We start from the raw sequence: 25,565 nt of genomic DNA, 5'->3' as shown, positions 1-25,565 counted from the left end.
ATTCGGAAGATATGATATTGCCCCGGAGCATTGATTATCATACCAGAAATTGCGGAGGAATATGCCATGGACTTATTCGATTATATGAGAGAGCAGAACCAGGAGAAAGAAGCTCCCCTTGCAAGCCGTCTGCGGCCCGTCAGATTAGAGGAAGTGGCGGGCCAGCAGCATATTATAGGAAAAGACAAACTGCTGTACCGGGCCATACAGGCAGACAAGCTCAGCTCCGTAATTTTTTACGGGCCTCCGGGAACCGGCAAAACCACGCTGGCAAAAGTCATTGCCAATACTACCAGTGCGGAATTTACCCAGATAAATGCTACTTCTGCCGGGAAGAAAGACATGGAGGAAGTGGTAAAACAGGCAAAGGACAGTCAGGGCATGTATGGGAAAAAGACCATACTGTTTATTGATGAAATCCACCGCTTCAACAAATCCCAGCAGGATTATCTCCTGCCCTTTGTGGAGGACGGTACGGTCATCCTGATTGGAGCCACCACGGAGAATCCTTATTTTGAAGTGAACGGGGCGCTGCTGTCCCGCTCCATTATTTTTGAACTGAAGCCTCTGGAAAAAGAAGACATCAGAAAGATTCTTCAGAGGGCGGTGACCGATAAGGAAAAAGGTATGGGAAGTTATCAGGCAGTACTGGAAGAAGATGCGCTGGAATTTCTGGCAGATGTGGCGAACGGAGACGCCAGAGCGGCATTGACTGCCATTGAACTGGGGATTCTCACCACCCCCAGAGGAGAGGACGGAAAAATTCACATCACTCTGGAGACAGCATCTGAATGTATTCAGAAACGGGTGGTGCAGTACGATAAGTCAGGAGATAACCATTACGATACCATTTCTGCCTTCATTAAAAGTATGCGGGGCTCCGACCCGGATGCGGCTGTTTATTATCTGGCCAGAATGCTCTATGCGGGAGAAGATATTAAATTTATTGCCAGGCGTATTATGATATGCGCCTCCGAGGATGTGGGAAATGCGGATCCCAACGCACTGACCGTTGCAGTCAGCGCCGCCCAGGCAGTGGAGCGGGTGGGAATGCCGGAAGCTCAGCTCATCCTTTCTCAGGCAGTGACCTATGTGGCCAGCGCTCCTAAAAGCAATGCCTCCTGTCTGGCGATTGACCGTGCCATGGAAGCTGTGAAAAGCACCAGGACAGCTCCGGTTCCGGTACATCTTAAGGATTCCCATTACAAAGGCGCGGGAAAGCTGGGCCATGGACAGGGCTATCTCTATGCCCATGATTTTCCCGACCACTATGTAGAGCAGCAGTATCTGCCGGACGGTCTGACAGAAGCCCGTTTTTACGAGCCCACAGAAAATGGATATGAAAAGCAAATCAAATCCTGGCTGACAAGTCTCCGCTGTGCGGACAGATGTAAATTGATGAAAGAAAATACTTTACAATCTGAGAAGAATGGTGCATAATAGGAAAGGTTGAGAAAAGACAGATAAATCAGATAATTTTGAATACTGGAAGTTCAGGAGGAATCAGATATGCAGTCATATCAGGAAATGAGCAGAGAAGAATTGTTAAAGGAAAAAGCGTCTTTGGAATCAGCTTACCGCAAATATGCCAAGAGCGGACTGAAGCTGGATATGTCCAGAGGGAAACCTTCCGCAGAGCAGTTGGATTTGTCCATGGAAATGATGAATGTATTAAACAGCGATACGGACCTGACCTGTGAAGACGGTACGGACTGCCGGAATTACGGGGTACTGGACGGAATTCAGGAAGCAAAAGTGCTTCTGGGCGACATGATTGAATGCCATCCCGATAATATTATTATTTACGGAAATTCCAGCCTGAATATTATGTATGATACGGTTTCACGCTCCATGACCCACGGTGTGATGGGAAATACCCCCTGGTGCAAGCTGGATAAGGTGAAATTTCTGTGTCCGGTGCCGGGATATGACAGGCACTTTACCATAACGGAATATTTTGGCATCGAAATGATTAATGTACCCATGCTTCCCACCGGGCCCGATATGGACATGGTGGAAGACCTTGTGAGTAAAGATGACGCCATTAAGGCAATCTGGTGTGTGCCGAAATACTCAAATCCTCAGGGAATCACCTATTCCGATGAGACAGTACGGCGCTTTGCAAGGCTGAAACCTGCGGCAAAAGATTTTCGTATTTACTGGGATAATGCTTACGGCGTTCATCATCTGTATGATATTGACCAGGATAATCTGGTGGAAATTCTGGCAGAATGTAAACGGGCCGGCAATCCGGATATGGTGTATAAGTTCTGCTCCACTTCCAAAATCAGTTTTCCTGGCTCCGGTGTGGCGGCAATCGCCGCTTCGGCCAATAATCTGGTGGAAATCCGGGAACAGATGCGTGTGGCAACTATCGGCCATGATAAGGTAAATCAGCTCCGTCATGTGAGATTTTTCAAGGATATTTACGGTATGACCGAGCATATGAGAAAACATGCGGATATTCTGCGTCCCAAATTTGAGATGATTATCGACACCTTTGAGCGGGAATTGAAAGGTCGTGATGCAGGGACCTGGATTGCACCCAAAGGAGGCTATTTTATTGCATTTGAGGCGCTGGAGGGCTGTGCAAAAGCCATTGTGGCAAAAGCAAAAAAAGCCGGTGTGACCATGACACCTGCAGGGGCTCCCTATCCCTGTGGAAAGGATCCCCATGACGCCACAATCCGTATTGCGCCTACGTATCCCACGCTGGAAGATCTGAAAATTGCCACAGATATTTTTGTCATCTGTGTGAAACTGGTAACAATTGAGAAAATGCTGGAAAAGGGCTCCCAGGCGTCCTGAGATAATTCCGGCAGAAAGGATGGAAAGAAAAAGAAAATGGAAGTGCCCCTGAAACTGAACGAAGGTGTGACAAGCTGGGAGACAGTTATTTTCTTATATAATTCGGCTTTGAAGGAAGTGGGAACCAAGGTGGATATTCTGAATGATGAATTCCGCCATGTACATAAATACAATCCCATTGAATATGTGAAATCCAGGATTAAATCTCCGGAAAGTATCGTGAAAAAGCTGAAACGCCATGGATATGAAAGTACCATTGAAAATATGGTAAACCATGTGAATGATATAGCCGGAATCCGGATTGTATGTTCCTTCACTTCCGATATTTACCGGCTTGCAGAAATGATTGGAAGACAAAATGATTTAACGGTAGTTTCCATTAAAGATTATATTAAGAATCCCAAAGACAGCGGCTATAAAAGCTATCATATGCTGGTGACAGTGCCCATATTTCTCACGGACGGGGTAGTGGATACCAGGGTGGAAATCCAGATTCGCACCATTGCCATGGATTTCTGGGCAAGCCTGGAGCATAAAATCTATTATAAATTTGAAGGAAATGCTCCGGAGTATATCAGCCGGGATTTACGGGAATGTGCCGGAATTGTGTCCATGCTGGATGCAAAAATGCTGTCTCTGAATGAGGCGATTATTCAGGCCAAGGAAGAACAGGGAGAAAAAGAAGGGTAAAAGTCAGCAGTTCTGAAGGAAAAGAAGGATGAAAAATGAAAGTAACAGTTCTGACGGAAAATACAGTTTATAAGCGGGGATTTCTGGCAGAGCACGGACTGTCCCTGCTCATTGAAACAGAGGGAGAAACATGGCTGTTTGACATGGGGCAGACCGGTGTATTTCTGCAGAATGCCGAAAAAATGAAGGTGAATCTGGGGCAACTGTCAGGAATTATCTTAAGCCACGGCCATTACGATCATTGCGGCGGCATGAAAGACTGGGCAGAGAAATGGCCGGAAGGTTCCGATGTCCCCATTTATATGAACCGCAAAGGATTTGAGCGGAAATATTCCAGTCATCCGGTTACAGGGAAGATGTTGTTCAGCGGTATTCCGGAAGAAGGGGAAGCCTGGATGAAAAAACAGTCCGGCCTGGTTCTGACAGAAGAGCCATGTCAGGCTGTTTCTGAGCATATTTATCTGCTGTCGTCCATTCCCCGGAAAACGGATTTTGAGGAAATTCCCGCCACATTCTGGAAAGAAGTACATCCGGGAGAAGAACCGGAACGGGATACCATGGAGGATGAACAGCTTCTCGTGATTCGGGAAGCCCAGGGCCTGTGCGTATTTGCAGGCTGCGCCCATGCAGGAATTGTGAATTGTCTGAATTATGTGCAGGAAACATTTCCGGATGAAAAAATCCACAGCCTGGTGGCAGGTATGCATCTGAAAGGCTGCGGCAGAAATCGTCTTGCACAGACTATCCGGTTTCTGCAGGAACTGGAAGCGGATCTGGTGGTTCCTCTCCACTGTACCGGCCTGCTGGCAGTTGCCGCTGTAAAAGAAGCTCTGGGAGAACGGTGTGTTCTGGCGGAAGCCGGGAAGAAGCTGGAGATTTAGGCCGGGATTCGCTGCATAAAATGAGTGAAAAGGTGTGATAAGATGGGACTGGCAGAATCTGAACGGAAAAAAGATGAGAAAATTAATGGAGTGGTTTATAATATGTCGCCTTCCCTCAGCTATCAGCACGGGATTATCAACAGTAATATTCACACCGTGATAAAGCAGGGCTTAAAAGGAAGTATCTGTATTGTATCCATTGAAAATCTGGATTTCAGATATCATCCGGAAGTCAGCGACGATTATGTATGCCCGGATGTTATGGTTCTGTGCGACAGAAAGCAGCTAAGAGGCGGAACTTACAGCGGAGTTCCGCGGTTTGTGCTGGAAACCCTGAGTCCATCAAGTGCAAAAAGGGACAGGGCAGAGAAAAAAGATATATATGAAACTGCAGGAGTGGAAGAATACTGGATTGTTTCACCTCAGGGAGCAGTGGAGATTTATTATCTGAAAAACGGGAAATATGTTCTGGAATACAGTTATATTTTGCAGAAGGATGAAGAAGCAGAAGATTACAATGCAGATACGGTAATCCATCTGAAAAATTTTCCTCATATCACCATAAAATTATCAGAAATTTTTGAGGGGACGGAATGATCTTTTCAGCAGAATTGACAAATGAGAAGAAACGTGCTATTTTTATTACTAAGACATGGAATGAAATATGTCTGAAAAAGTAAAAGGAGGAATTTGTAATGACAGAATTACAGGTAAGTACCAAAAAGCACGGGGGGGGGTAGAAATTTAAAGAAATTTCTCGCGATGTTTTTGACTGTTTGTGTTTGTATGACCACATTCCAGCTCAATGCATTTGCAGAAAGTACCCCGGAAGGCAAAAATGATGTTACGCCGGCTACCGCACTGGAATTCAGTTATGCGTTTATGAAGTGGAACAGGGCGGAACGAGAAATCTGAACGACGATTTGAAAAAAACGCCTGCTGACGCAAATGATCTGGACTGGACTTCTGACAATGCAGCCGCTGCAGTCGTAGACCAGAACGGAGAAGTAACCGTACCGGAAACAGCAGAAGCAGGAGCAACTGCAGTGATTACTGTGAAAGGAAGTTCATCGAGTGTAAATGACGAATGTATGATTCGTGTTATCACTAAGAGTGATACGGGAGAAGACAACACAGGAGGAGATAATACAGGCGGCGATAATACGGGAGGAGACAACACAGGAGGAGATAACACAGGCGGCGGTAATACAGGAACCACACCAGCGCCGGAACCGACTCCGACTCCAACGCCCGCACCGGAACCAGCACCGACTCCGGCTCCACAGCCCGAAAAAGTAGCAGTGAAGAAAGTAACTCTTACTGCAAAGACAGTATACATAGTAAAAGGGAAAAAAGTTACCGTAGGAGCATCTGTAGAACCTGCAAATGCTACCGATAAGAAAGTAACATGGAAATCTGATAAGACCAGTATCGCAACGGTAAACAGCAAAGGTGTAATTTCAGCAAAGAAAGCCGGAACAGCAAAGGTTACAGCAACAGCAGATGGTAAGTCTGCAACTGTAACTGTGAAGGTAGTGAGCAAGGCAAAGAATGCAAAGAGCATTAAACTGTCTAAGAAAAGCCTTAAGCTGAAAGTGAAAGATACGGCGGCATTGACAGCAACCCTGAACCCCAGCGGAGCTACAAGCACAATTAGCTGGAAGTCATCCAATACAAAAGTGGCAACAGTGAAAAATGGTGTTGTGACAGCAAAAGCAGCAGGAACAACCACCATTACGGCAACCGCTAATAAGAAGAAAGCAACCTGTACCATTACCGTAACCACCAATGCAAAGACAAAACTTGCAAAGACAAAGGGAACTGTAAAGGTTGGCAAGACAATTAAACTGTCGGTCAACAACGGCGATAAGATTAAGTCCTGCACAACTTCTAATAAAAAAGTGGCGACAGTGACCAATAAAGGCGTGATTAAAGGTAAGAAAGCAGGAAAAGCGACGATTACAGTAGTAACCGGCAAGGGTGCAGTTTTGACATATAAAGTAACGGTAAAAAAATAAACAGTAACCAGACTGGCGCCTGGGCAGAAAACTGCTCAGGCGTCATTTTATGGTACGGAAAATTCCTGTATCATAAAGCGACATTACGGGAGAAAGAAAATGAAACAAAAAGCAAAGAAAAATACAGACATTATGTCAGAACTGCAGAAAGCAGTATCGGGACTTTTTGTAATCTGTATGACAGGCCTGTTTCCGCTGTTTTACCAGGATGGTTATTTTAATATTGCAAATGCCAAACTGATGTTTTTCGACGCCTGTGCCGCAGGACTGACTGCTCTGACGCTGGTGTTCGCCATTGCCGGCCAGGTGCAGAAAAAAGGCAGACAAGGCAAACAGAAAAAACAAAGGACTCCGGAAGCAGCAGAAATGTTGTCAGCAGACAGAATAAAGGAATTCTGGCACAGAACAGATGTGCCGGCACGGTTTATGGGAGCCTTTGTACTGGTGCTCCTGTGTTCCACCATCTGTTCCCTGGACCCGGCAGAATCCTTTTATGGAACAGACGCCAGAATGCTGGGAGCGCTGGTGTTCCTGCTCTGCGCAGCAGTATATGTAATTCTGGGAAAATATCTTCAGCCAGGTATCTGGATAGCCTGGATTTTTCTGATTTCCAATGGACTCGTGCTGTTACTGGGAATCCTCCAGTTTTGGGGCGTCAATGTATTTCATTTATGGGACAATATGGACCCCGGACAGATGGGATCTTTTCTGACCACCATTGGAAATATCAACGCCTGCTCCAGCTACTATTGCATGATTCTGCCCATAGGGATGGTGTTGTATTATCTGTCGGAAACGCTTTTTTCAAAGGCGATTTACGGAGCCTTTCTGGTTCTGGGCTTTTACGGAGCCTACGCCACCAATGCCAGCAGCTGGATTCCGGGGATTGGCACAGCCTTTCTGGTTCTGCTGTGGTTTTCCATGAAAGACAGTAAGCATATGGAAAAGTTTCTGGATTTGTGCCTGCTGTTCTGGGGAGGCAGCCTGTTCTTAAAGCTGACGTTAATGATGTGGCAGGAAGGAAATACAAAAGCCTTTATGAGTCAGTTGTTTCTGGGACAGAAGCTGCAGAATCTGATGATACATCCCATGGTACTGCTGACAGAAGGAGTTCTGTTCGGGATGCTGCTGTGTCTGGTAAAAACGATGAAAAAAAAGCAACTGGAACTGCCCTGGCCGAAAATCAGAAATATCCTGTTTGCTATTTTGGCCCTTCTGTCCGGAATCTGTATCATACTGGTTCTGACAGTGAACCTTATGAGTGAAAAGCAGTGGACAGGAACTTTTCAGTGGATAAACAGTCTGAAGCTGCAGGATGAATTTGGAAGCGAGCGTGGATTAATCTGGAGACATACAATGACAGCATGGAATAAACTGCCCTTTGACAGGAAGTTCATCGGCTGCGGGCCCAACTGTTTTCATCTGTTTTTGTATCAGTATCAGGGGTTGGAGCTGGCAGCTTACGGAGGGCGTATTGTGGATCCCCACAACGAATGGCTGCTGTTTCTGTCCATAACCGGAATTCTGGGGGCAGTCAGCTATTTTGGACTGTTAGTCAGTACTGCGGTTTCTGCCGGAAAAAGAGCCCGAACCTGCCCGCTGATGATGGTGGGCCCTGTTATGCTTGGCAGTTATCTGGCTCAGGGTATGGTGAATAATCCCACTGCCTTTCTTACACCGAACCTTTTTCTGTTTCTGGGAATATTAAAAAGCCTGGAGCGGCATGGTAAGGAAAAGAACTCTGAATAATACCGCTATATGGATTGCTTCAAAGCCTTTTTTGTAATATACAGGCAGTGTTTCATGTCAGAATGTGAAAATTTCTGTTTACAGGACGCCGGAATATTGCTATACTTTCATACGGAATAATTATCTGGAGGAAAGAGCATGGTGGAAAGCAAAACAATATTAAATCTTGCCATATCCGTGGGAGAAATCCTTCTGAAAAGCGGAGGGGAAATTTACCGTGTACAGGAAACCGTGAGCCGTATTCTGGAGGCTTATGGAATCGAAGATTATCATGTGTTCGTTATTACAAACGGAATTTTTGCCACTGTGTATGAACAGCGGAAGGATGCAGGCAGTATGGTGCGCTATGTGCCCATCGGAGAGGTCAATCTGGAACGGGTAGCCCAGATGAATCAGCTTTCCAGAGAAATCTGTGAGAAGAACTGTACCATAACAGAGGCATATGAGAAGCTGGAGCAGTATCGGAATGCTTCCGGTACCAATAATCGGTCACTGATTCTTGCCTGTGCTGCAGGCAGTGCAGGATTCTGCTATCTGCTGGGCGGCAGGCCCTATGACAGCATGGTGTGCTTTTTTCTGGGAATTTTGCTGGAAGTGTTTTTACTGCTGGCAGCCAGACACCATGCCTCCAGATTTATCATGAATATTATGGGAAGCGCCCTTGTGACTACGGGAAGCCTGATTCTGTATGTGGCGGGAGCAGGAATTTTATCAGATAAGATTATTATCGGCGGAATTATTCCGCTGGTGCCGGGCGTGGCCCTGACCACCGGAATCCGGGATTTGTTCAGCGGAGATTATCTGTCGGGAAGTATCCGCATGATTGACGCGCTGCTGACGGGCATGTGTATTGCCATTGGAGTAGGCGGCGCCATCAAGGTATTTCATCTTTTGTGGGGAGGGACGCTGGCGCTGTGAGACAACCGGAACTTTTGAAAAAATGGAACAGGAGGGGAATGTGATGGATCAGATTCTGGTATCCATGGCTGCAACCATGGCATTTGCAGTATTGTTTCATGTACCCCGGTCGGAATACCTGCTCTGTGCAGTGAACGGGGCCATTGGCTGGATGGTATATCTTTTTTGCGTCTCCCATGACACAGGAATAACGATTGCTTCCATGTGGGCGACTCTGGTACTGACTCTGGTGGCAAGGCTGCTGTCGGCAATCCGGAAAATGCCCGGTACCGTTTTTCTGGTAACAGGAATCTTCACCCTGGTTCCCGGAGCAGGTATCTATTATACGTCATATTATCTGATTATGAACGATTTGGAGCAGTGTATGGCAAAGGGAATTGAAACGTTTAAAATTGCCGGAGCCATTGTACTGGGAATGATTTTCGGGTTGATACTTCCTCAGAGCTGGTTTAACCAGATTGGGAAAATACGGAAGAAATACGATACGCATGGATGAAAAACGCAAAAAACAGGCTGGTTTATCGTATCAGCCATGGACAGATTGAAATTGCTCAATGACGTTCACATTACGGGGAAAAGTAATTATGCGCAGTTTGCGGAGATGAAGTTTATTCTCGCAGGCAATAAAAAAGAATGCGCTGTGCGCATTCTTTTTTATTTCTCACATTTCCAGAAATAAGCGCTGTAAGGAGGAAGTTCACTTCCGCCGCCGAAATCATGGGGCTGTCCGGTAATCAGATCTTCTGCCATGCCGCAGCCTGCGTCAAAGTGGGCTGTGTAAGGCTCGCTGTCTGCATTGATAGCAACCAGTACCCGTTCCGTATCTGTTTTCCGCTCAAAAATACACTGTTTGTTGGTCAGCACCACGGATTTGAAATCTCCGTAATTCAGAGCGTCGGATTCTTTTTTGGCAGCAGCCAGCTTTGCAATCCAGTCGGTCAGTGCATTCCAGTCCGGTTTCTCGAAAGAGGGACGCAGAGAGGGGTCTCCGTTTTTCTTGTCTCCCTCCGCACCCCATTCACTGCCATAGTACACACAGGGAATGCCCGGCATACCGAAGCACAGTGCATAAATCAGGGGCAGATGAGATTTATTTCCCAGAATGGTGGCAATTCTGGAAACATCATGGTTGTCCACAAAGCTCAGAAGATGTTTTCCCCGGTAAAGGGTCCAGTTTTCCGGTCCGAACTGCCGCAGCAGAGAGTGGTTGATTTCAAACATATTCATGGAATTGAAGCTGGAGTGCAGTCCCTTGTAGCACTCGTAGTTGGTGGCAGAGTGGAGCATGGAGTCATTGACAAGCTGATTGTAATCTCCGTGAAGCATTTCTCCTACCAGGAAAAAGTCTTCTTTCAGGCTGTCGCAGTGTCCCCGCAGTCTCCGTACAAAATCATGGTCCAGACAGTAAGCCACATCCAGGCGCAGTCCGTCAATGTCCCATTCCTTTACCCACTGGCTGACGCTTTCCAGCAGATACTGAATCACTTCCTCATTTCTGAGATTTAATTTTACCAGATCGTAATTGCCTTCCCAGCCTTCGTACCACAATCCGTCATTGTAGTTGGAATTACCGTGGAAATCAATATGGAACCAGTCTTTGTAACGGGAATTTTCCCGGTTCTTAAGTACATCCTGAAATGCAAAGAATCCCCGGCCGGCATGATTAAACACACCGTCCAGCACCACGCGAATCCCTGCTTTGTGAAGGGCGTCGCAGATCTCCTTAAAATCTTCATTGGTGCCCAGGCGCACGTCCACTTTCCGGTAATCCCTGGCGTTGTAGCCGTGGGTGTCCGATTCAAACAGCGGAGAAAAATAGATGGCGTTGACGCCCAGCTTTTCCAGATGGGGAATCCAGTCTGCGACCTTTAAAATACGATGTTCTGCCACTCCGTCGTTTTCAAAGGGAGCACCGCAAAATCCCAGAGGATAAATCTGGTAAAACACACTCTCATAAGCCCACATAATATATAAGCTCCTTTCCATAAAAAATTATTATTTCATAACAATCAAAATTTCCAGATGAAACAAGATAACCTCATTATAAGGAGAAATCCTTTTGATGGCAATGGATAAAGCTACAAAATTTTACCAGAGAAAGTGAGAAAATACGTTACTTTTCTGTCCGGAGGGGAAAAGATTGTGTTTTTTGGGATAATCCGGTATACTGAAAAGAAAAGTGACGGAAATGAGGCGGAACAATGGCAAGGGTGATTGGAATCGGACATCAGAACTTTGAGACAGTACGGATGAAAAATAATTTTTCTGTGGTAAACAGGTAATGATTGGCAAAGATAATGGGCAACAGAACTGTTGCAAAATATTTCCGGGAAAGGAGTCATAATTATGAATATACAGGAGATACGTTCCTGCATGCCTGCATTTGAGGAAACACTGATGTCAGGAGCGGAAATGGAAGTGGCGGGAATTCCGGTGCTGGCGGCAGGAGTATGCAGGACCGGGAAGCATCTGATGTTTCATTTATTTTCAGAAGGAACAGATACGGAAGAACAGCAGGAAAGATACAGAAAACTGGAACAGAAACGTGTGCGGGGCACGCTGACGAAACGGGAAGAACTGCTGACGGGCCTGGAATTGCAGGAGGAATGTGTGATGGAGGTTATCCGGGGGATTCGGGTGGCCGGAAAAGAATATCATGTCCAGTCCGGAAACAGCGGAGCGCTGGCAGATTACAATCTGGAGGGAAGGATGCTTTTGTATTATTTTCTGTCCCGGAACATGTCTTTTGGATTTCTGGAAACCAGGAAACTGTCCGGAATACAGTGCACCGCCCTGGAGCTGGAAGGGGAATATGAGAAAATCCCTTTCTCCGGACAGGAGCTGGCAGATTTGGAATTTCTGGAAGAGAAACGCCATTACCATGTGCCGGTAAAACGCAAGATGAAACGGAAAATCGGAAGACAGACCGGCAGAAAAGAGACCTTTACCGTGCAAATTCCCTGCAGACAGGAACATGGAGCGACTGCTTATCAGGAGCGGGAAATTACATATTATATCAACCATATAAAACTGGTGGATGGCTGGACAAAAGCAAAGGAAGAATGCGATGAAATGAAGGCACAGGGAATCCTGTCTGACGAGAAAGAGTATCAGATGTTTTTGAATCACCTGAAGGAAATCTGTCCTCCTGGAATGCGGAATCTGGCGGTGGAATACGAATGTGAAGATGCTTCCCTGGAATTTTACACCAGGGAGCAGCTTCAGGAAAAACAGAAGATAAGGGAAGGAGAAGGGGCAACCGCATTTTTCCTGGCAGGAAACCGGGTGAAAGGAGAAGGAATCCACGGAATGAAGCTGCGGGGCTGTATGATACAGTATCCGGTGCAGCCGGATATTACCGAGGCGGATTTGGAGTTGCTCTGCGCTTTTTTAATCCTGTAGTTTGTTCTCTTACAGAAAATACCGTGTTACTGAGAAGTGCTAAAGTATATAGATTTCCTATAAGAGAAAGCCCTCCGGGCGGGATGCGCAGCTCGCGGAGATGAAGTTTATTGCCAGGCAATCCGCTCGCGCGCGGCAAAGCGCCCAGGTCTACGCTCCGCTTCGGTCCGCGCTGAACGGACATCCACAGGATGTCCAGCGCCCCTCAGGAATGAGGGATTCAGGGAGTTGAAGCGGACCTGCCCGCTTTTTTATCCATTTCTCTGGATTTCTCCACACAGGCCCGCTGCGCCTTTATAACTGCGCTGCGCAGACCCTGGCTTTCCAGTGCGGCCACCGCTTCTATGGTGGTGCCTCCGGGGGAGCAGACAGCGTCTTTCAGAAGTCCTGGATGAGAACCTGTTTCCAGAACCATTTTTGCGGCGCCAAGGACTGCCTGGGCTGCAAATTTATAAGCCTGAGACCGGGGCATCCCGTCGGCGACAGCCGCGTCTGCCATGGCTTCCAGGAACAGAAACACATAGGCCGGGGAAGAACCGGACACACCCACTACCGTATCCATCAGGGACTCCGGAACGGTTTCGCAGATGCCAAAGCTGTCGAAAATGGATGTTATTTCAGAAAGCTCTGTTTCCGATACATGTTCGTTGCAGCAGAGGGCGCTCATGGCTTCTCCCACCAGAGCGGGGGTGTTGGGCATGGCCCGGACAAGCCTGATTTCTTTTCCGAAAAAGCCCTCTATGGCCTGTATGGACTGTCCTGCGGCAATGGACACCAGAATGGCCTGTTCCGGGACGCTGTCTCTGATTTCCGCAATGACCTCCGGGAACAGATGGGGTTTGACAGCCAGAAAGAGGATGTCCGACTGGCTGGCAGCTTCCGGGTTACTCCTGGAAGTGCGAATCTGAAAACGTTCCTGCAGAGATTGCAGGGTGCGTTCTGTTCTGGCAGTGGCAATGATATGGTCTTTTGTGGTGAGGCCGGAATTCAGGATACCTCCGATGATGGCGCCGGCCATATTTCCGCCTCCGATAAATCCAATTGTTTTATTCATAATCGAAACCTCCCTGTTGCACTATATCATAACAGGCAGGGAATCATTATGCAAGTCATAGAAAATTTTATTTTATATTCATTACAGGAGGAAATCATGATTTCTTTTGAAAGCGATTATATCGCGGGAGCCCATCCCCGTATTCTGCAAAAACTGGCGGAAACCAATTCGGAACCTCTGTCCGGCTACGGGACGGACCCATACTGCAAACGTGCCTGTGAGAAAATCAGAAAGGCCTGCGGCGCTCCGGATGCCGATATTTATTTTCTGACGGGCGGAACTCAGACGAATGTAGTGGTAATTTCATCCATGCTCCGCAGTTACGAAGGAGTTCTGGCGGCTGAGAGCGGCCATATCAGTGTTCATGAGGCGGGAGCCCTGGAATATTCCGGTCATAAGGTGCTGACGCTGCCGGCTCATCGGGGAAAAATCAATCCGGAGGAACTGAAAAGTTATCTGGAAAAATTTTATCAGGATGAGAATCATGAGCATATGGTTTTTCCGGGAATGGTATATCTGTCCCACCCCACGGAATACGGAACTCTTTACAGGAAAAAAGAGCTGGAAGACATACGGGAAATCTGCCGGACATATCACATTCCCCTGTATCTGGACGGGGCCCGTCTGGGTTATGGGCTTATGAGCCGGGAAAGCGATATGACGCTGGAAGATATCGCCCGGATTTGCGATGTATTTTACATTGGCGGAACAAAAACAGGAGCGCTCTGCGCAGAAGCGGTGGTCTTTCCTCGTGGCAATGCGCCCGGACATTTTCTGACCATTATGAAACAGCATGGAGCGCTCCTGGCAAAGGGACGCCTGTTGGGCATTCAGTTTGACGCTTTATTTACAGACAATCTGTATTTTGAAATCAGCCGTCATGTGATTGAGATGGCGGAGCTTCTGAAAAAGCAGTTAAGAGAAAAAGGCTGCGTATTTTACCTGGAATCCCCCACTAATCAACAGTTTATTATTCTGGAGAACAGCAGGCTTAAGAAGCTGAAAGAACAGGTGTCTGTCAGTTTCTGGGAACAGGCGGACGATACCCATACGGTGGTAAGACTGGCAACAGGCTGGTCCACCACAGAGGAAGACATTGAAACACTGGGAGAAATCCTGTAACGGGAGGACAAAATGGAAGGAAAAAAGAAGAAATCAGTGGCATCAGTTCTGATTGACGGAGTGGCAGGAATCTTTCTGCCCCTTGTAAACCTGATGACTGCGGCGGGAATTTTAAAGGGTGTGCTGGCGATTCTGACCGCCGCAGAATTGATTGGGACGGAGAGCGAAACGTATCTGGTACTGAACGCCATGGCGGACGGTCTGTTTTACTTTCTGCCTGTTCTGCTGGCTTTTACTGCTGCCGGGAAATTTGGTGCAAATCAGTTTACTGCTGTGGTGATTGCAGGTATTTTACTGTATCCTTCTCTTACCGCAGCATTGGAGCCAGGCCATACCATTCATTTCCTGGGGCTGCCTCTGCGGGGCGTTACATATCATTCCAGTGTAATTCCCATTATTCTGGCAGTGGGGCTTTTGCATTATGTGGAAAAATTCCTGAACAGGATTATTCCGGAGATGATAAAGGGATTTGTGGTGCCTCTGGTGTCCATATTGCTGGTGAGCCTGGTGACGCTTTCCCTGTTCGGGCCCCTTGGCGCGGTAATTGGAGATGTGCTGGCGGTTGGGTATGAGCATGTTTATACCCTGTCTCCCATAGCGGCGGGAATATTTCTGGGAGTCTTTACCCAGCCCATGGTAATTTTCGGATTTCAGTGGAGTTTTATCCTGATTGCCATGAATAATATTATGGTAAACGGCTCCGATACGGTGCTGGCCCTGATGGGGCCGGCAGCATTTTCCCAGGCAGGAGCAGTATTTGCGGTGCTTTTGAAAAGTAAGGACAGAGCCTTTCAGTCCATTTGCGGTTCCGCCATGCTGTCTGCATTATTTGGAATTACGGAGCCCGCGCTGTTCGGGGTGAGCCTGCCCCGGAAAAAGCCTATGATTGGCGTCTGTGTGGGCGGCGGGATTGGCGGAGCGCTGGCCGGATTTTCCGGCGCCCATGCCATGTCCTTTGCCTTTCCAAGCCTTGTGACCTTCCCGGTATTTTACGGGGAGGGCTTTGGGATGTATGTGGTGAGCTGTCTGGCTGGATTTGCAGTTTCCTTTCTTATTACGATGGTTTTGAAGGTGGAGGAACAGAAAGAGCAGGATTGACTATTGTAAAGGGAGAACGATATGAATGAAACAGATAAATACCTGATACGCAAAGTTTATGATGAAGAACTGGACGAGGCATTTACGTTAATCTGGAATGTGTTTCAGCAATTTGTTGCGTCTGACTATACAGAGGAAGGCATTGATTATTTTTATGGGCAATTTGTAGTGGGGCAGAATTTCAGGGATAAATTTCTGAACGGTTTGCAGACGATGTATGGAGCGTTTGACGACAGAAGAATAGTGGGTGTGTTATCCATATCAGCAGATAATCATGTATCCTGTGTATTTGTAGATGAGAAATATCAGAGAAAAGGGATTGCAACGCAACTGTTCCTGAAAGTAATTTCTGAGTTGGGACAGCAGGGAAAAGAAAAAATCAGATTAAACGCTTCGCCCTATGGCGTCCCTTTTTACCATGCCATGGGATTTACAGATACTGATATGGAAAAAGTTTTTCATGGAATTCGATATACGCCAATGGAACTGAGGCTGAAATAAAAGCCCTCCGGGCTGGCTGTGCAGCTGTGGAGGGCTTTGTTCTCTTATAGGAAAGACCTTGTCACGCTAAAGCGTAAAAGTGTCTTTCCTATAAGATGTGAATCAGCGTTTCCTTAGAAATCTGTCAGATCTGCAGCTCTTCTCTCAAGGAAAGCAGTCATGCCTTCTGTCTTGTCATGGGTAGAGCAGGTGATACCGAACAGGTTTGCTTCCATTTCAACCGCATTCTTAATATCCATATCATATCCGTTGTTGATTGCAGCTTTTGCGATGGAAACAGCGTAGCTTCCCTTGGAAATAATCTTAGAAGCCATCTTCTTAGCGGTATCCATTAATTCCTCTTTTGCAACAACCTTATTTACAAGGCCGATTCTGTATGCTTCTGCAGCGTCAATGTTATCGCAGGTGAAGATAAGCTCTTTTGCGCGGCCCATGCCAACCAGACGTGCAAGTCTCTGGGTTCCGCCGAATCCGGGGATAATGCCAAGACCGGTTTCCGGCTGAGCGAAAGTAGCGTTTTCAGCAGCGATACGAATATCACATGCCATTGCGATTTCACATCCGCCGCCCAGAGCAAATCCGTTTACAGCAGCGATGGTAACCTGACGCATGTTCATCAGTTTGAAGAAAGGCTCAGCAGCTCTCATACCGAACGCACGTGCTTCAGCAGCAGAGAAGTTTACCATTTCCGCAATGTCAGCCCCTGCTACGAAAGATTTGTAAGGATTGTCCTTTTTGTCCGGGCCGCCGGTCAGGATTACAACCTTAACGTCATCTCTTGCTTCGATTTCGCTCAGAGCAACATTCAGTTCGTCCAGTGTTTCGCTGTTCAGAGCATTTAATGCTCCAGGTCTGCTGATGGTTAAAACTGCAATCTGATCCGCTACGTCCAATTTTAAATTGTTCATGGGTAAAAACCTCCTAAAAAATATGTAATATTGGTGTTTTCTGATACTTTTAATATATAACTTTGATAAAAATTTGTCAATACGGAATAGCGAATCGGAGAAGATAAAATGTAACAGTTCGGTAACCGTTCAGCCTGCCCGGTAACCGGTAGGGGTACATCCGTATTTTCGCTTAAACACCCGATTGAAATAAGAAAGATTCTCAAATCCTGTCTCAGCGGCGATACTGGCAACGGAGTCCGAGGAAGAAATCAGCAGTCTGGCCGCCATGGTCAGCCTGTAATCATTCAGGTAATCGGTGAAAGAAATACCCATGCTGGATTTGAAAAATTTCATAAAATGGGACTGGCTGAACCCGCAGATACCGGCGGCGTCCTCAATGGAAATCTTCTCACTGTAGCCGGTTTCCACGTACTTCAGGATATCCTTCAGACGGTCCAGCGACTTGTGCTTCCTGCGGGGAGGGGGAGAAGACGAGGAAGAAAACAGGGTATAAAAGAGAGAAAACAACTGTCCCTTGATGGCAAGCTGATATCCCTGGCTGAAAGTCTTACAGATTTCATCCATGGTATTCAGACACCGGGCCAGGGCAGGATACAGGCTGGAATCCGGGGGAAAATAATTTGGAAATAAAAGCTGCCCCTGCACCAGAGGCTGGAAAAATTTTTCCGTACATGCGTCGCCCTGGGAGGCCATCAGCATATCCAGCCTGAAAATGATATTTTCGTACTCCATGGAAAAATCCTCCCGCTGTTCGATGGCATGAAGCTGCCCCGGCAGAACCACCACAATATCCCCCTCCTTCACCGGAACCGGAAACAAATCCAGAGTGACCTGTCCCTGCCCCTTCTTAATATAGATAATTTCCATGTCGTTGTGCCAGTGGAGAGGCACCGCGGAAAAATCCAGCGGAATGCTGCACAGATAAATATTAAAAGGAAAATTATCATGTCCGTGAGATTTTGTTTCCTGTGTGTTTTCATACTCCAGAATATTCATATGACTGCTCCCGTTTTTCTGATTTTGATAGTATTGTACTATATTTTGCCATCATACTGCAAGAAAAATATGGGAAATGGAGTTATACTCTGGTAGAAGAATGAAACAGAACAGAAAAGGATTTACATAAGGATTCAGAATAAACAGGGAAAATTTTGGGAAACATGAAAAGAGGCAGGAGGAAGAAAAAATGAGTGTAAATGTAAGAGAATTACTGGAACAGAAATGCTGCAACAATATTGCAGCCTGCACCAATGAGCAGCTTTATTACGGACTTTTGGGTATCGTAAAGGATATGGCAAAAGAAAAAGAAAGTCAGGAAGGAAAGAAGAAAATCTACTATATTTCCGCAGAGTTTCTGATTGGCAAACTGTTGTCCAACAATCTGATTAACCTGGGGATTTATGATGAAGTGGCAGAAATGCTGGCACAGTACGGTAAGGACATCAACCTGATTGAGCAGGTGGAGCCGGAACCTTCTCTGGGAAACGGGGGACTGGGACGTCTGGCAGCCTGTTTCCTGGATTCCATGGCAACCCTGGGAATGAACGGAGACGGAATCGGACTGAATTACCATTTCGGACTGTTTTTACAGACCTTTGAGAACCGTCTGCAGAAAGAAAATAAAAATCCATGGATGGAAGCAGAAAGCTGGCTTACCAGAACCGATGTGACATATCCTGTTCAGTTCGGCGGATTTACGGTACAGTCCAGAATGTATGATTTGGACGTAACCGGATTTGAAAACAGAACCAACAAGCTGCACCTGTTTGATATTGAGACCGTAGACGAAAGCCTGGTAGGCGACGGAATCAGCTTCAACAAAGGGGATATCATGAAGAACCTGACGCTGTTCTTATATCCGGATGATTCTGACGATGCGGGAAGACTTCTGCGTGTATATCAGCAGTATTTCATGGTAAGCAATGCCGCACGCCTGATTCTTTCCGAGTGCGAGGCAAAGGGCTGCAAGCTCTATGATTTACCGGATTATGCGGCAATCCAGATAAATGATACCCATCCAAGTATGGTAATTCCGGAGTTAATCCGTCTGCTGATGGAGAGGGGAATCCGCATGAACGACGCCATTGATATTGTGTCAAAAACATGCGCATATACCAACCACACCATACTGGCAGAGGCGCTGGAAAAATGGCCCATGGACTACCTGAACCGGGCAGTACCCCAGTTAATGCCCATTATCCGTGAGCTGGATACCATTGTAAAAAATAAATTTGACGACAAATCCGTGGCCATTATTGACGAGGGAAACCTGGTACATATGGCAAATATGGACATTCACTATGGTTTCAGCGTAAACGGAGTGGCATACCTCCACACGGAGATTCTGAAGAAAAACGAACTGAATAATTTCTATAAACTGTATCCGGAGAAATTCAACAATAAGACCAACGGAATCACCTTCCGCCGCTGGCTGATGCACTGCAACAAGGGCTTAAGCCGCTATCTGGATGAAGTGATCGGAACAGGCTGGCACAAAGATGCAGATGAACTGGAGAAGCTGCTGACGTACAGGAACGATGAAAAAGTGCTGAATAAACTGCTGGAAATCAAACACGAAAATAAGAAGAATCTGGTAGCTTATCTGAAAGAAAAACAGGGTGTGGAACTGGATGAAAACTCCATTTTCGATATTCAGATTAAACGTCTTCATGAATACAAACGCCAGCAGATGAACGCGCTTCATGTGATTCACAAATATCTGGAAATTAAAAAAGGAAAGAAACCGGCTACGCCAATCACGGTTATTTTCGGTGCAAAAGCAGCCCCGGCCTATATCATTGCAAAAGACATCATCCATCTGATTCTGTGTCTGCAGGAGCTGGTGAACAATGACCCGGAAGTAAGTCCTTACCTGAAAGTGGTTATGGTGGAGAACTACAATGTAACCAATGCGGAAAAATTAATCCCGGCCTGCGATATTTCCGAGCAGATTTCCCTGGCTTCCAAGGAAGCGTCCGGAACCGGTAACATGAAGTTCATGCTGAACGGCGCCGTAACCCTGGGAACCATGGACGGGGCCAATGTGGAAATTGCCGATTTGGTGGGAAAAGATAATATCTATATTTTCGGTGAAAGCTCCGATACGGTTATCGAGCACTATGAGAAAGGCGATTACGTTTCCCGGAAGTTCTACGAAGAAAATGAGGATATCAAAGAGGCAGTGGACTTTATTGTAGGCGAGGAAATGATGAAGGTGGGACACAGAGAACATCTGGAGCGCCTTTACAATGAGCTGCTGAACAAAGACTGGTTTATGACCCTTCTGGATTATAAAGATTATGCAGCTAAAAAAGAGGAAATTTACAAAGATTATGAGAACAGAACTGCATGGGCCGGAAAAATGCTGGTGAATACGGCAAAGGCAGGATTCTTCTCCTCCGACAGAACCATTGCAGAGTATGACAAAGATATCTGGAAATTAAAATAATCAGAATGCGGCAGCAGGGCGGCTTCAAATCAGAGATGTTTTGAGCCGCCCTGTAAGTTTCCATGGCAAAAACCGGAGAAATATGATATGATTTTATATCATAAAGGAAGAAAGCAGGGGGAACGGAAGTGAAGAGTCACAGAAAAAAGAGGAAGATACCTTATTCAGCTTACCATCTGGTACAGGTACTGTGCGTGCTGCTGGCTTTGTTTGATATTGCAGTCACTGCAATTTCCACCTATGACATTATGGAAGAAAGCGTAAGCAATCAGATCGGGCTGACAGAGAGCAAAATTGCCGAATATATGAATAATGTATGGAATCTGGCAGGGTCCATTGCAGAGAATGACGAACTGCAGAATGGAGAAGAACCGCTGGAAGACAAAGTAAAGGGCCTGAAATCTTTTGTGGAGGTATACGGGCTCTATGATATTGGAATTGTGGACGGAAAAGGAAGGTATGCTTCCACCAATCGGGAGGAAACCACAGATATCAGCGGTTCTGCCATTTTTCAGGAATTAAAGGAAGGCCAGGAAAAAGTGCTGACAGATATTTATCAGGCCAGGCAGGGGGAAAATATTCAGATTTTCACTGTCTGGCAGCCAGTATTTGCTCAGGATACCGGAGAATGGGACGGGGCTGTAGAGGTTTCCGTTTATTTTGACTATATGCAGAATATTATTGAAGGAGATTCTATTGACGGAAAATTTTATTTCTGCATGTATGACAGCGGATTTATTGCAGCAGCCCATGCCAATATAAAAGCCAGAGGCCAGAGCTTTGAAGACAATTTTATGCTCAATAACTGGGTCAGCAAAAGCGGAGAAGAAATCAGAGAGGCCATGGAGAATCGGGAAAAAGTATCTTACTGGAAATTATACCGGGGAAAGCTGCAGTATGTGAAGAGTATTCCCATACGCAACAGCAGCTGGAGTCTGGCTATCCGCACCAATGTGATAGAGTGCTACCGGATTTCCATGGTGGCGCTGTTAAGCAAAATTCTGGTATATGGCGTGGTGATTATTTTATTCTGGTGGAAGGGGAGCCGGGAGTATAAGAAACGCCAGTCTACCTTTAGCTGGATGACAGATATGGTAGATGAGATTTTCATTATGCAGAACGAAGACACGGGAGAGCTGGAATATATCAGCAGCAATGCGGGACGGATTATGGGGTATTCCCCGGAGGAAATCCGTCAGCAGCAGGGGCTGATTGAAGGGTGGCTTCTGGAGAACCAGGTGGATGTTGAGGAGATGAAGCAGAGCCAGGATTACCAGTTCCAGCGGAAGATTACCAATCCCCACACCGGGGAGCAGAGAGAGTTCGGCATCCATATTTATGTCAGAACCGGAGAAGCGGGTAATTACAGAATTGTGGTAATTACCGATAAAACGCGGGAAATCCATCAGCGGGAAATGCTGGAAACATCCCTTCTGCAGGTGAAAAATGCAAGTAAGGCCAAGAGCAGGTTTTTGTCCAACATGAGCCATGATATGCGGACGCCCATGAATGCCATTGTGGGAATGACCACCATTGCCAGAATGAATCTGGATAATCCGGAGCGGTTAAAGGACTGCATACATAAGATTGAACTGTCCGCCATGCACTTAAAGAGCCTGATTAATGATGTGCTGGATATGTCTAAAATTGAAAGCGGCCGGGTAATACTGAATGAAGAAGCATTTAATCTGAAAACGCTGCTTCAGGAAGCAGGCGCAGTCATGCAGGTGCAGGCTGCGGCCAAAAAGCAGGAGATGACGCTGGATATTGCGTCCATTACCCATGAAATGGTGGTTTCCGACAGCCTGCGGATTCAGCAGATACTGACCAATGTGCTGGGCAATGCCATCAAATTTACACCGGAGGGCGGCCAGATTGGCCTGTGCGTGGAGGAAACGGAGAACCGGAGAGGAGATCGGCGTTTTTATGAATTCTACTGTATGGACAACGGAATCGGAATGACCAGAGAAACGCAGGAAAAAATATTTGTGCCCTTTGAGCGGGGAGAAACAGATCAGACGGGAGGAATTGAAGGTACCGGTCTTGGAATGGCCATCACGAAAAATATCGTGAATATGATGGGCGGAACCATAGAGATTATCAGTTTTCCGGGAGAAGGAAGTACCTTTATCATACGTCTTCCCCTTCAGAATGAAATCATAGAAGAACTGGAAGCCGCGGAAATTTCAGGGGAAGATTCCGGGAAACCCGTACAGTTTCAAAAAGGAAAAGTCCGGATTCTTCTGGTAGAGGATAACGAACTGAATATGGAGATTGCACAGGAACTGCTGGGAATCACCGAAGCGGAGCTGGAGATTGCCTGGAACGGCAAAGAAGGAATTGAAAAGTTTGCGGAAAATCCGGAAAATTACTTTGATATCATTCTGAGTGACGTACAGATGCCGGAAATGAACGGCCATGAGATGACCAGGGCCATCCGGCAGATGAACCGGGGAGACGCCAGAACCATTCCCGTTGTGGCCATGACAGCAAATGCATTTTCCAGCGATGTGCTGAAGGCCAGACAGGCAGGCATGAACGACCATATTGCAAAGCCCATTGATTTAAAAGATATTTACCGGATTCTCAGAAAATGGATACCTGATGAAAAGCAGATACAGGAGCCCGGCGACGGAAAATAGAAGACCGTTCTTCCTGCGGCATACGCCGCAGGCCTGAACCGGGAAGGGAGAATGAGATGAAGTATACACAGATTGTTCCAGGGCGTTTTGAAAAGCGCCTCAACCGCTTTGCGGCACTGGTGGAGCTGGATGGCCGAATGGAAAACTGCCATGTGAAAAATACCGGAAGATGTCAGGAACTTCTGATTCCGGGCGCAGAAGTATGGCTGGAGAAAAGCAATAATCCCAACCGCAAAACAGCCTGGGATCTGATTACTGTCAGGAAAGGGGAAACCCTGATTAACATGGATTCTCAGGCCCCTAACAGGGCGGTGGGGGAATGGCTGGAGCAGGGACAAAATATGCGGCAGAAAAGAGAAAACATCCCTTTTTCGGACATTACCTATATAAAGCCGGAGTGCAGATACGGCAGTTCCAGAATAGATTTTTATCTGGAAGCAGGACAGGATGAAAAAAGAAAAATTTTTATTGAAGTAAAAGGCGTTACCCTGGAAGAAGAAGGAATTGCAAGGTTTCCTGATGCTCCCACAGAGCGGGGCATTAAACATATGCTGGAGCTGGAACGGGCGGTCAGAGAAGGGTATGAGAGTTATATTCTGTTTGTAATTCAGATGAAGGGAATCCGATATTTTGAGCCCAATGACAGAACCCATCCTGCATTCGGCGAGACGTTGCGGCAGGTACGGAAATCAGGGGTCGGGATTCTGGCCTGGGACTGCCAGGTTACGGAAGATGAAATCCGGCTGGATGAACCTGTGGAAATCAGGTTATGAAGGGGGTGTGGGGGAATGGCAAATTTCCACAATATATAGCTGTGAATTGCTGAGTTTCACAACTATATATTGTGTGTAAATTTCATTTTCCGACAGCCCCTTATTCTTCTTCGGAAGGATCCGGAAGCCGTACGAAAATTTTGCTAATCCGGTTCTTATCCATATCTTCCACCCGGAAAAACAAACCTTCCGGTGTGGTAATGGATTCGCCCGGCGTGGGCAGATGGTCCAGCAGGCCAATGACGTAACCGCCTACCGAGTCATAATCGTCGGAGACTAAATCGAGATTCAGTATATCATGCAGATCATTGAGATTCAGGGAACCCTGTATCATATATTCCAGTTCGCTGATTTTCTGTACCGGGTCTTCTTCATCCATATCGTACTCATCCCGGATTTCTCCCACAATTTCTTCCAGTAGATCTTCCAGTGTGATTAATCCTGCAGTTGCCCCGTATTCATCCAGAACAATGGCAATGTTAATGGAGGATTTACGCATTTCCAGCAGAAGTTCCGCAGTGTTTTTGTGCTCGTACGTGTAATAAGGCTTCCGCATAATATTGCGGATGGAAAAATGCTCCTTATCTTCATAGAGAAGCAAATCTTTCATATTGATAATACCCACCACATTGTCTGTGGAGTCTTCGAATACAGGGAGACGGGTAAATTTATCTTCGCGGAAAATGTCCAGCAGTTCCTGATATGTGCTGTTGATATCGGCAAATGTCATATCAATCCGGGGCACCATAACCTCTTTTGCCTGGGCGTCTCTGAAATCAAATACATTGTTAATCATTTCCCGTTCTTCTGTTTCAATGACTCCTTCTTCATGGCTTACATCCACAATGGTGCGCAGTTCGTCTTCTGTCATGGTATTCTGAGCCCCTGAGGCGTCCACACGCAGCAGGATTAAAAATCCAAGAGCCAGTTTATTAATTACAAAAATCACAGGAGTGAGCAGTTTCATAAGTCCGCTGATTGTGCCTGCATAGGCCAGGGAAATTTTATCCGCATGAATGGTGGCAAAGGTCTTGGGTGAAATTTCACCGAAAATCAGTACCAGTACCGTCAGAATACCCGTTGCAATTCCTGCGCCCGCACTGCCGAAAATCTTTGTGGCCAGGGTGGTGGCCAGAGAAGCGGAGGACAGATTTACAATGTTGTTTCCAATTAGTATGGCGCTGAGCATTTTGCCGGAATCATCGGTAATCTCCAGCACCTTTTTCGCCCGTTTGTTGCCTTCTTCCGCCATGCTTCTGAGACGGATTTTATTAGAAGTGGTCAGAGCTGTTTCTGCAGAAGAAAAAAATGCAGATAACATTAATAAGATAATAATGATAATTAATTGTATGACGTCACCTGAGTCCAAGTACATCTCTCCTTTCAATACATTAATATACCGGATACCGGTGGATTTTGCAAGGAATTCCCGGAAAATTCAGGAAAAATTTATAAGAGTTCAGACTGCACCCCCTGAAACCGGCTATGGCTGAACTGTTACAAAAATTTGGAAATCCCTTTCTTCTGCAGGAATAGTTTCCGCCCGCCCC

At 46.5% G+C, this 25,565-nt stretch carries 21 protein-coding genes; 16 read left to right on the top strand and 5 right to left on the bottom strand.

All coding sequences use genetic code 11. The features are described 5' to 3' along the window. Positions 1 to 66 precede the first annotated feature (66 nt). The 9 genes from VSQ32_11975 (at position 67) to VSQ32_11935 (ending at position 9,560) form a co-directional block, all read left to right on the top strand. Positions 67 to 1,440: a replication-associated recombination protein A gene (locus VSQ32_11975; protein MEH2943561.1), complete on the top strand. Its 1,374-nt coding sequence runs from the start codon at positions 67 to 69 to the stop codon at positions 1,438 to 1,440. Positions 1,441 to 1,509: 69 nt separating this feature from the next. Next, on the top strand, positions 1,510 to 2,808 hold the full coding sequence (locus VSQ32_11970) for an aminotransferase (GenBank protein MEH2943560.1): 1,299 nt from the start codon (positions 1,510 to 1,512) through the stop codon (positions 2,806 to 2,808). Positions 2,809 to 2,844: 36 nt separating this feature from the next. After that, a complete protein-coding gene (locus VSQ32_11965) occupies positions 2,845 to 3,498 on the top strand; it encodes a GTP pyrophosphokinase family protein (protein MEH2943559.1) in 654 nt (217 codons plus the stop codon). Between the two features lie 35 nt (positions 3,499 to 3,533). After that, entirely contained in the window at positions 3,534 to 4,379 is an 846-nt protein-coding gene (locus tag VSQ32_11960) for an MBL fold metallo-hydrolase (protein ID MEH2943558.1), read from the top strand. A gap of 42 nt (positions 4,380 to 4,421) precedes the next feature. Further along, a complete protein-coding gene (locus tag VSQ32_11955) occupies positions 4,422 to 4,976 on the top strand; it encodes a Uma2 family endonuclease (protein ID MEH2943557.1) in 555 nt (184 codons plus the stop codon). A 290-nt stretch (positions 4,977 to 5,266) separates the two neighbouring features. Next, positions 5,267 to 6,397, top strand: coding sequence for an Ig-like domain-containing protein (locus VSQ32_11950; protein MEH2943556.1), 1,131 nt, complete (start codon positions 5,267 to 5,269; stop codon positions 6,395 to 6,397). Positions 6,398 to 6,496: 99 nt separating this feature from the next. Next, positions 6,497 to 8,146: an O-antigen ligase family protein gene (locus VSQ32_11945; protein ID MEH2943555.1), complete on the top strand. Its 1,650-nt coding sequence runs from the start codon at positions 6,497 to 6,499 to the stop codon at positions 8,144 to 8,146. A gap of 138 nt (positions 8,147 to 8,284) precedes the next feature. Further along, the gene (locus VSQ32_11940; protein MEH2943554.1) at positions 8,285 to 9,064 is read left to right on the top strand and encodes a threonine/serine exporter family protein; all 780 of its coding nucleotides are present in this window, start codon (positions 8,285 to 8,287) and stop codon (positions 9,062 to 9,064) included. 43 nt (positions 9,065 to 9,107) lie between these two features. Further along, a complete protein-coding gene (locus VSQ32_11935) occupies positions 9,108 to 9,560 on the top strand; it encodes a threonine/serine exporter family protein (GenBank protein MEH2943553.1) in 453 nt (150 codons plus the stop codon). Positions 9,561 to 9,718: 158 nt separating this feature from the next. Here the strand turns inward: VSQ32_11935 and VSQ32_11930 are convergent, their stop codons facing one another. After that, the gene (locus tag VSQ32_11930) at positions 9,719 to 11,029 is read right to left on the bottom strand and encodes an alpha-amylase family glycosyl hydrolase (GenBank protein ID MEH2943552.1); all 1,311 of its coding nucleotides are present in this window, start codon (positions 11,027 to 11,029) and stop codon (positions 9,719 to 9,721) included. Between the two features lie 381 nt (positions 11,030 to 11,410). Between VSQ32_11930 and VSQ32_11925 the strand changes: the two genes are divergently transcribed. Then, positions 11,411 to 12,466, top strand: a complete 1,056-nt coding sequence (locus VSQ32_11925) for a hypothetical protein (protein ID MEH2943551.1) — start codon at positions 11,411 to 11,413, stop codon at positions 12,464 to 12,466. Positions 12,467 to 12,686: 220 nt separating this feature from the next. On the opposite strand, the gene proC is transcribed toward VSQ32_11925, so the two are convergent. Further along, positions 12,687 to 13,520 (bottom strand): pyrroline-5-carboxylate reductase, encoded by an 834-nt coding sequence (gene proC, locus VSQ32_11920; protein ID MEH2943550.1) that lies wholly within the window; start codon positions 13,518 to 13,520, stop codon positions 12,687 to 12,689. Between the two features lie 96 nt (positions 13,521 to 13,616). Between proC and VSQ32_11915 the strand changes: the two genes are divergently transcribed. The 3 genes from VSQ32_11915 to VSQ32_11905 are packed head-to-tail and all read left to right on the top strand — an operon-like array spanning position 13,617 to position 16,241. Further along, a complete protein-coding gene (locus VSQ32_11915; GenBank protein MEH2943549.1) occupies positions 13,617 to 14,642 on the top strand; it encodes a beta-eliminating lyase-related protein in 1,026 nt (341 codons plus the stop codon). A gap of 12 nt (positions 14,643 to 14,654) precedes the next feature. Next, positions 14,655 to 15,740, top strand: coding sequence for a PTS transporter subunit EIIC (locus VSQ32_11910; protein ID MEH2943548.1), 1,086 nt, complete (start codon positions 14,655 to 14,657; stop codon positions 15,738 to 15,740). A 21-nt stretch (positions 15,741 to 15,761) separates the two neighbouring features. Beyond that, entirely contained in the window at positions 15,762 to 16,241 is a 480-nt protein-coding gene (locus VSQ32_11905) for a GNAT family N-acetyltransferase (GenBank protein ID MEH2943547.1), read from the top strand. A gap of 113 nt (positions 16,242 to 16,354) precedes the next feature. Here VSQ32_11905 and VSQ32_11900 read toward each other — a convergent pair whose 3' ends face one another. Both VSQ32_11900 and VSQ32_11895 read right to left on the bottom strand, forming a co-directional pair. Next, positions 16,355 to 17,149: an enoyl-CoA hydratase-related protein gene (locus VSQ32_11900; GenBank protein MEH2943546.1), complete on the bottom strand. Its 795-nt coding sequence runs from the start codon at positions 17,147 to 17,149 to the stop codon at positions 16,355 to 16,357. Positions 17,150 to 17,278: 129 nt separating this feature from the next. Next, positions 17,279 to 18,148: an AraC family transcriptional regulator gene (locus VSQ32_11895; protein ID MEH2943545.1), complete on the bottom strand. Its 870-nt coding sequence runs from the start codon at positions 18,146 to 18,148 to the stop codon at positions 17,279 to 17,281. Positions 18,149 to 18,338: 190 nt separating this feature from the next. Between VSQ32_11895 and VSQ32_11890 the strand changes: the two genes are divergently transcribed. The 3 genes from VSQ32_11890 (at position 18,339) to sfsA (ending at position 24,015) form a co-directional block, all read left to right on the top strand. After that, a complete protein-coding gene (locus tag VSQ32_11890) occupies positions 18,339 to 20,600 on the top strand; it encodes a glycogen/starch/alpha-glucan phosphorylase (protein ID MEH2943544.1) in 2,262 nt (753 codons plus the stop codon). A gap of 128 nt (positions 20,601 to 20,728) precedes the next feature. Next, a complete protein-coding gene (locus tag VSQ32_11885) occupies positions 20,729 to 23,242 on the top strand; it encodes an ATP-binding protein (GenBank protein ID MEH2943543.1) in 2,514 nt (837 codons plus the stop codon). 56 nt (positions 23,243 to 23,298) lie between these two features. After that, complete coding sequence (sfsA, locus tag VSQ32_11880; GenBank protein ID MEH2943542.1) at positions 23,299 to 24,015, top strand: DNA/RNA nuclease SfsA; 717 nt, start codon at positions 23,299 to 23,301, stop codon at positions 24,013 to 24,015. Between the two features lie 100 nt (positions 24,016 to 24,115). Here the strand turns inward: sfsA and VSQ32_11875 are convergent, their stop codons facing one another. Further along, a complete protein-coding gene (locus VSQ32_11875) occupies positions 24,116 to 25,384 on the bottom strand; it encodes a hemolysin family protein (GenBank protein ID MEH2943541.1) in 1,269 nt (422 codons plus the stop codon). Positions 25,385 to 25,565 lie beyond the last annotated feature (181 nt).

The sequence above is a fragment of the Lachnospiraceae bacterium JLR.KK002 genome, from assembly GCA_036941025.1.
Lineage (GTDB): Bacteria > Bacillota > Clostridia > Lachnospirales > Lachnospiraceae > Petralouisia.
This window is presented reverse-complemented; position numbering and strand designations above follow the sequence as displayed.

Excerpts from the sequence above, each read along its gene's own strand:
- VSQ32_11975 (MEH2943561.1), top strand. The coding sequence starts at position 67 with ATGGACTTATTCGATTATATGAGAGAGCAGAACCAGGAGAAAGAAGCT.
- VSQ32_11970 (MEH2943560.1), top strand. The coding sequence starts at position 1,510 with ATGCAGTCATATCAGGAAATGAGCAGAGAAGAATTGTTAAAGGAAAAA.
- VSQ32_11965 (MEH2943559.1), top strand. The coding sequence starts at position 2,845 with ATGGAAGTGCCCCTGAAACTGAACGAAGGTGTGACAAGCTGGGAGACA.
- VSQ32_11960 (MEH2943558.1), top strand. The coding sequence starts at position 3,534 with ATGAAAGTAACAGTTCTGACGGAAAATACAGTTTATAAGCGGGGATTT.
- VSQ32_11955 (MEH2943557.1), top strand. The coding sequence starts at position 4,422 with ATGGGACTGGCAGAATCTGAACGGAAAAAAGATGAGAAAATTAATGGA.
- VSQ32_11945 (MEH2943555.1), top strand. The coding sequence starts at position 6,497 with ATGAAACAAAAAGCAAAGAAAAATACAGACATTATGTCAGAACTGCAG.
- VSQ32_11940 (MEH2943554.1), top strand. The coding sequence starts at position 8,285 with ATGGTGGAAAGCAAAACAATATTAAATCTTGCCATATCCGTGGGAGAA.
- VSQ32_11935 (MEH2943553.1), top strand. The coding sequence starts at position 9,108 with ATGGATCAGATTCTGGTATCCATGGCTGCAACCATGGCATTTGCAGTA.
- VSQ32_11930 (MEH2943552.1), bottom strand. The coding sequence starts at position 11,029 with ATGTGGGCTTATGAGAGTGTGTTTTACCAGATTTATCCTCTGGGATTT.
- VSQ32_11925 (MEH2943551.1), top strand. The coding sequence starts at position 11,411 with ATGAATATACAGGAGATACGTTCCTGCATGCCTGCATTTGAGGAAACA.
- proC (MEH2943550.1), bottom strand. The coding sequence starts at position 13,520 with ATGAATAAAACAATTGGATTTATCGGAGGCGGAAATATGGCCGGCGCC.
- VSQ32_11915 (MEH2943549.1), top strand. The coding sequence starts at position 13,617 with ATGATTTCTTTTGAAAGCGATTATATCGCGGGAGCCCATCCCCGTATT.
- VSQ32_11910 (MEH2943548.1), top strand. The coding sequence starts at position 14,655 with ATGGAAGGAAAAAAGAAGAAATCAGTGGCATCAGTTCTGATTGACGGA.
- VSQ32_11905 (MEH2943547.1), top strand. The coding sequence starts at position 15,762 with ATGAATGAAACAGATAAATACCTGATACGCAAAGTTTATGATGAAGAA.
- VSQ32_11900 (MEH2943546.1), bottom strand. The coding sequence starts at position 17,149 with ATGAACAATTTAAAATTGGACGTAGCGGATCAGATTGCAGTTTTAACC.
- VSQ32_11895 (MEH2943545.1), bottom strand. The coding sequence starts at position 18,148 with ATGAATATTCTGGAGTATGAAAACACACAGGAAACAAAATCTCACGGA.
- VSQ32_11890 (MEH2943544.1), top strand. The coding sequence starts at position 18,339 with ATGAGTGTAAATGTAAGAGAATTACTGGAACAGAAATGCTGCAACAAT.
- sfsA (MEH2943542.1), top strand. The coding sequence starts at position 23,299 with ATGAAGTATACACAGATTGTTCCAGGGCGTTTTGAAAAGCGCCTCAAC.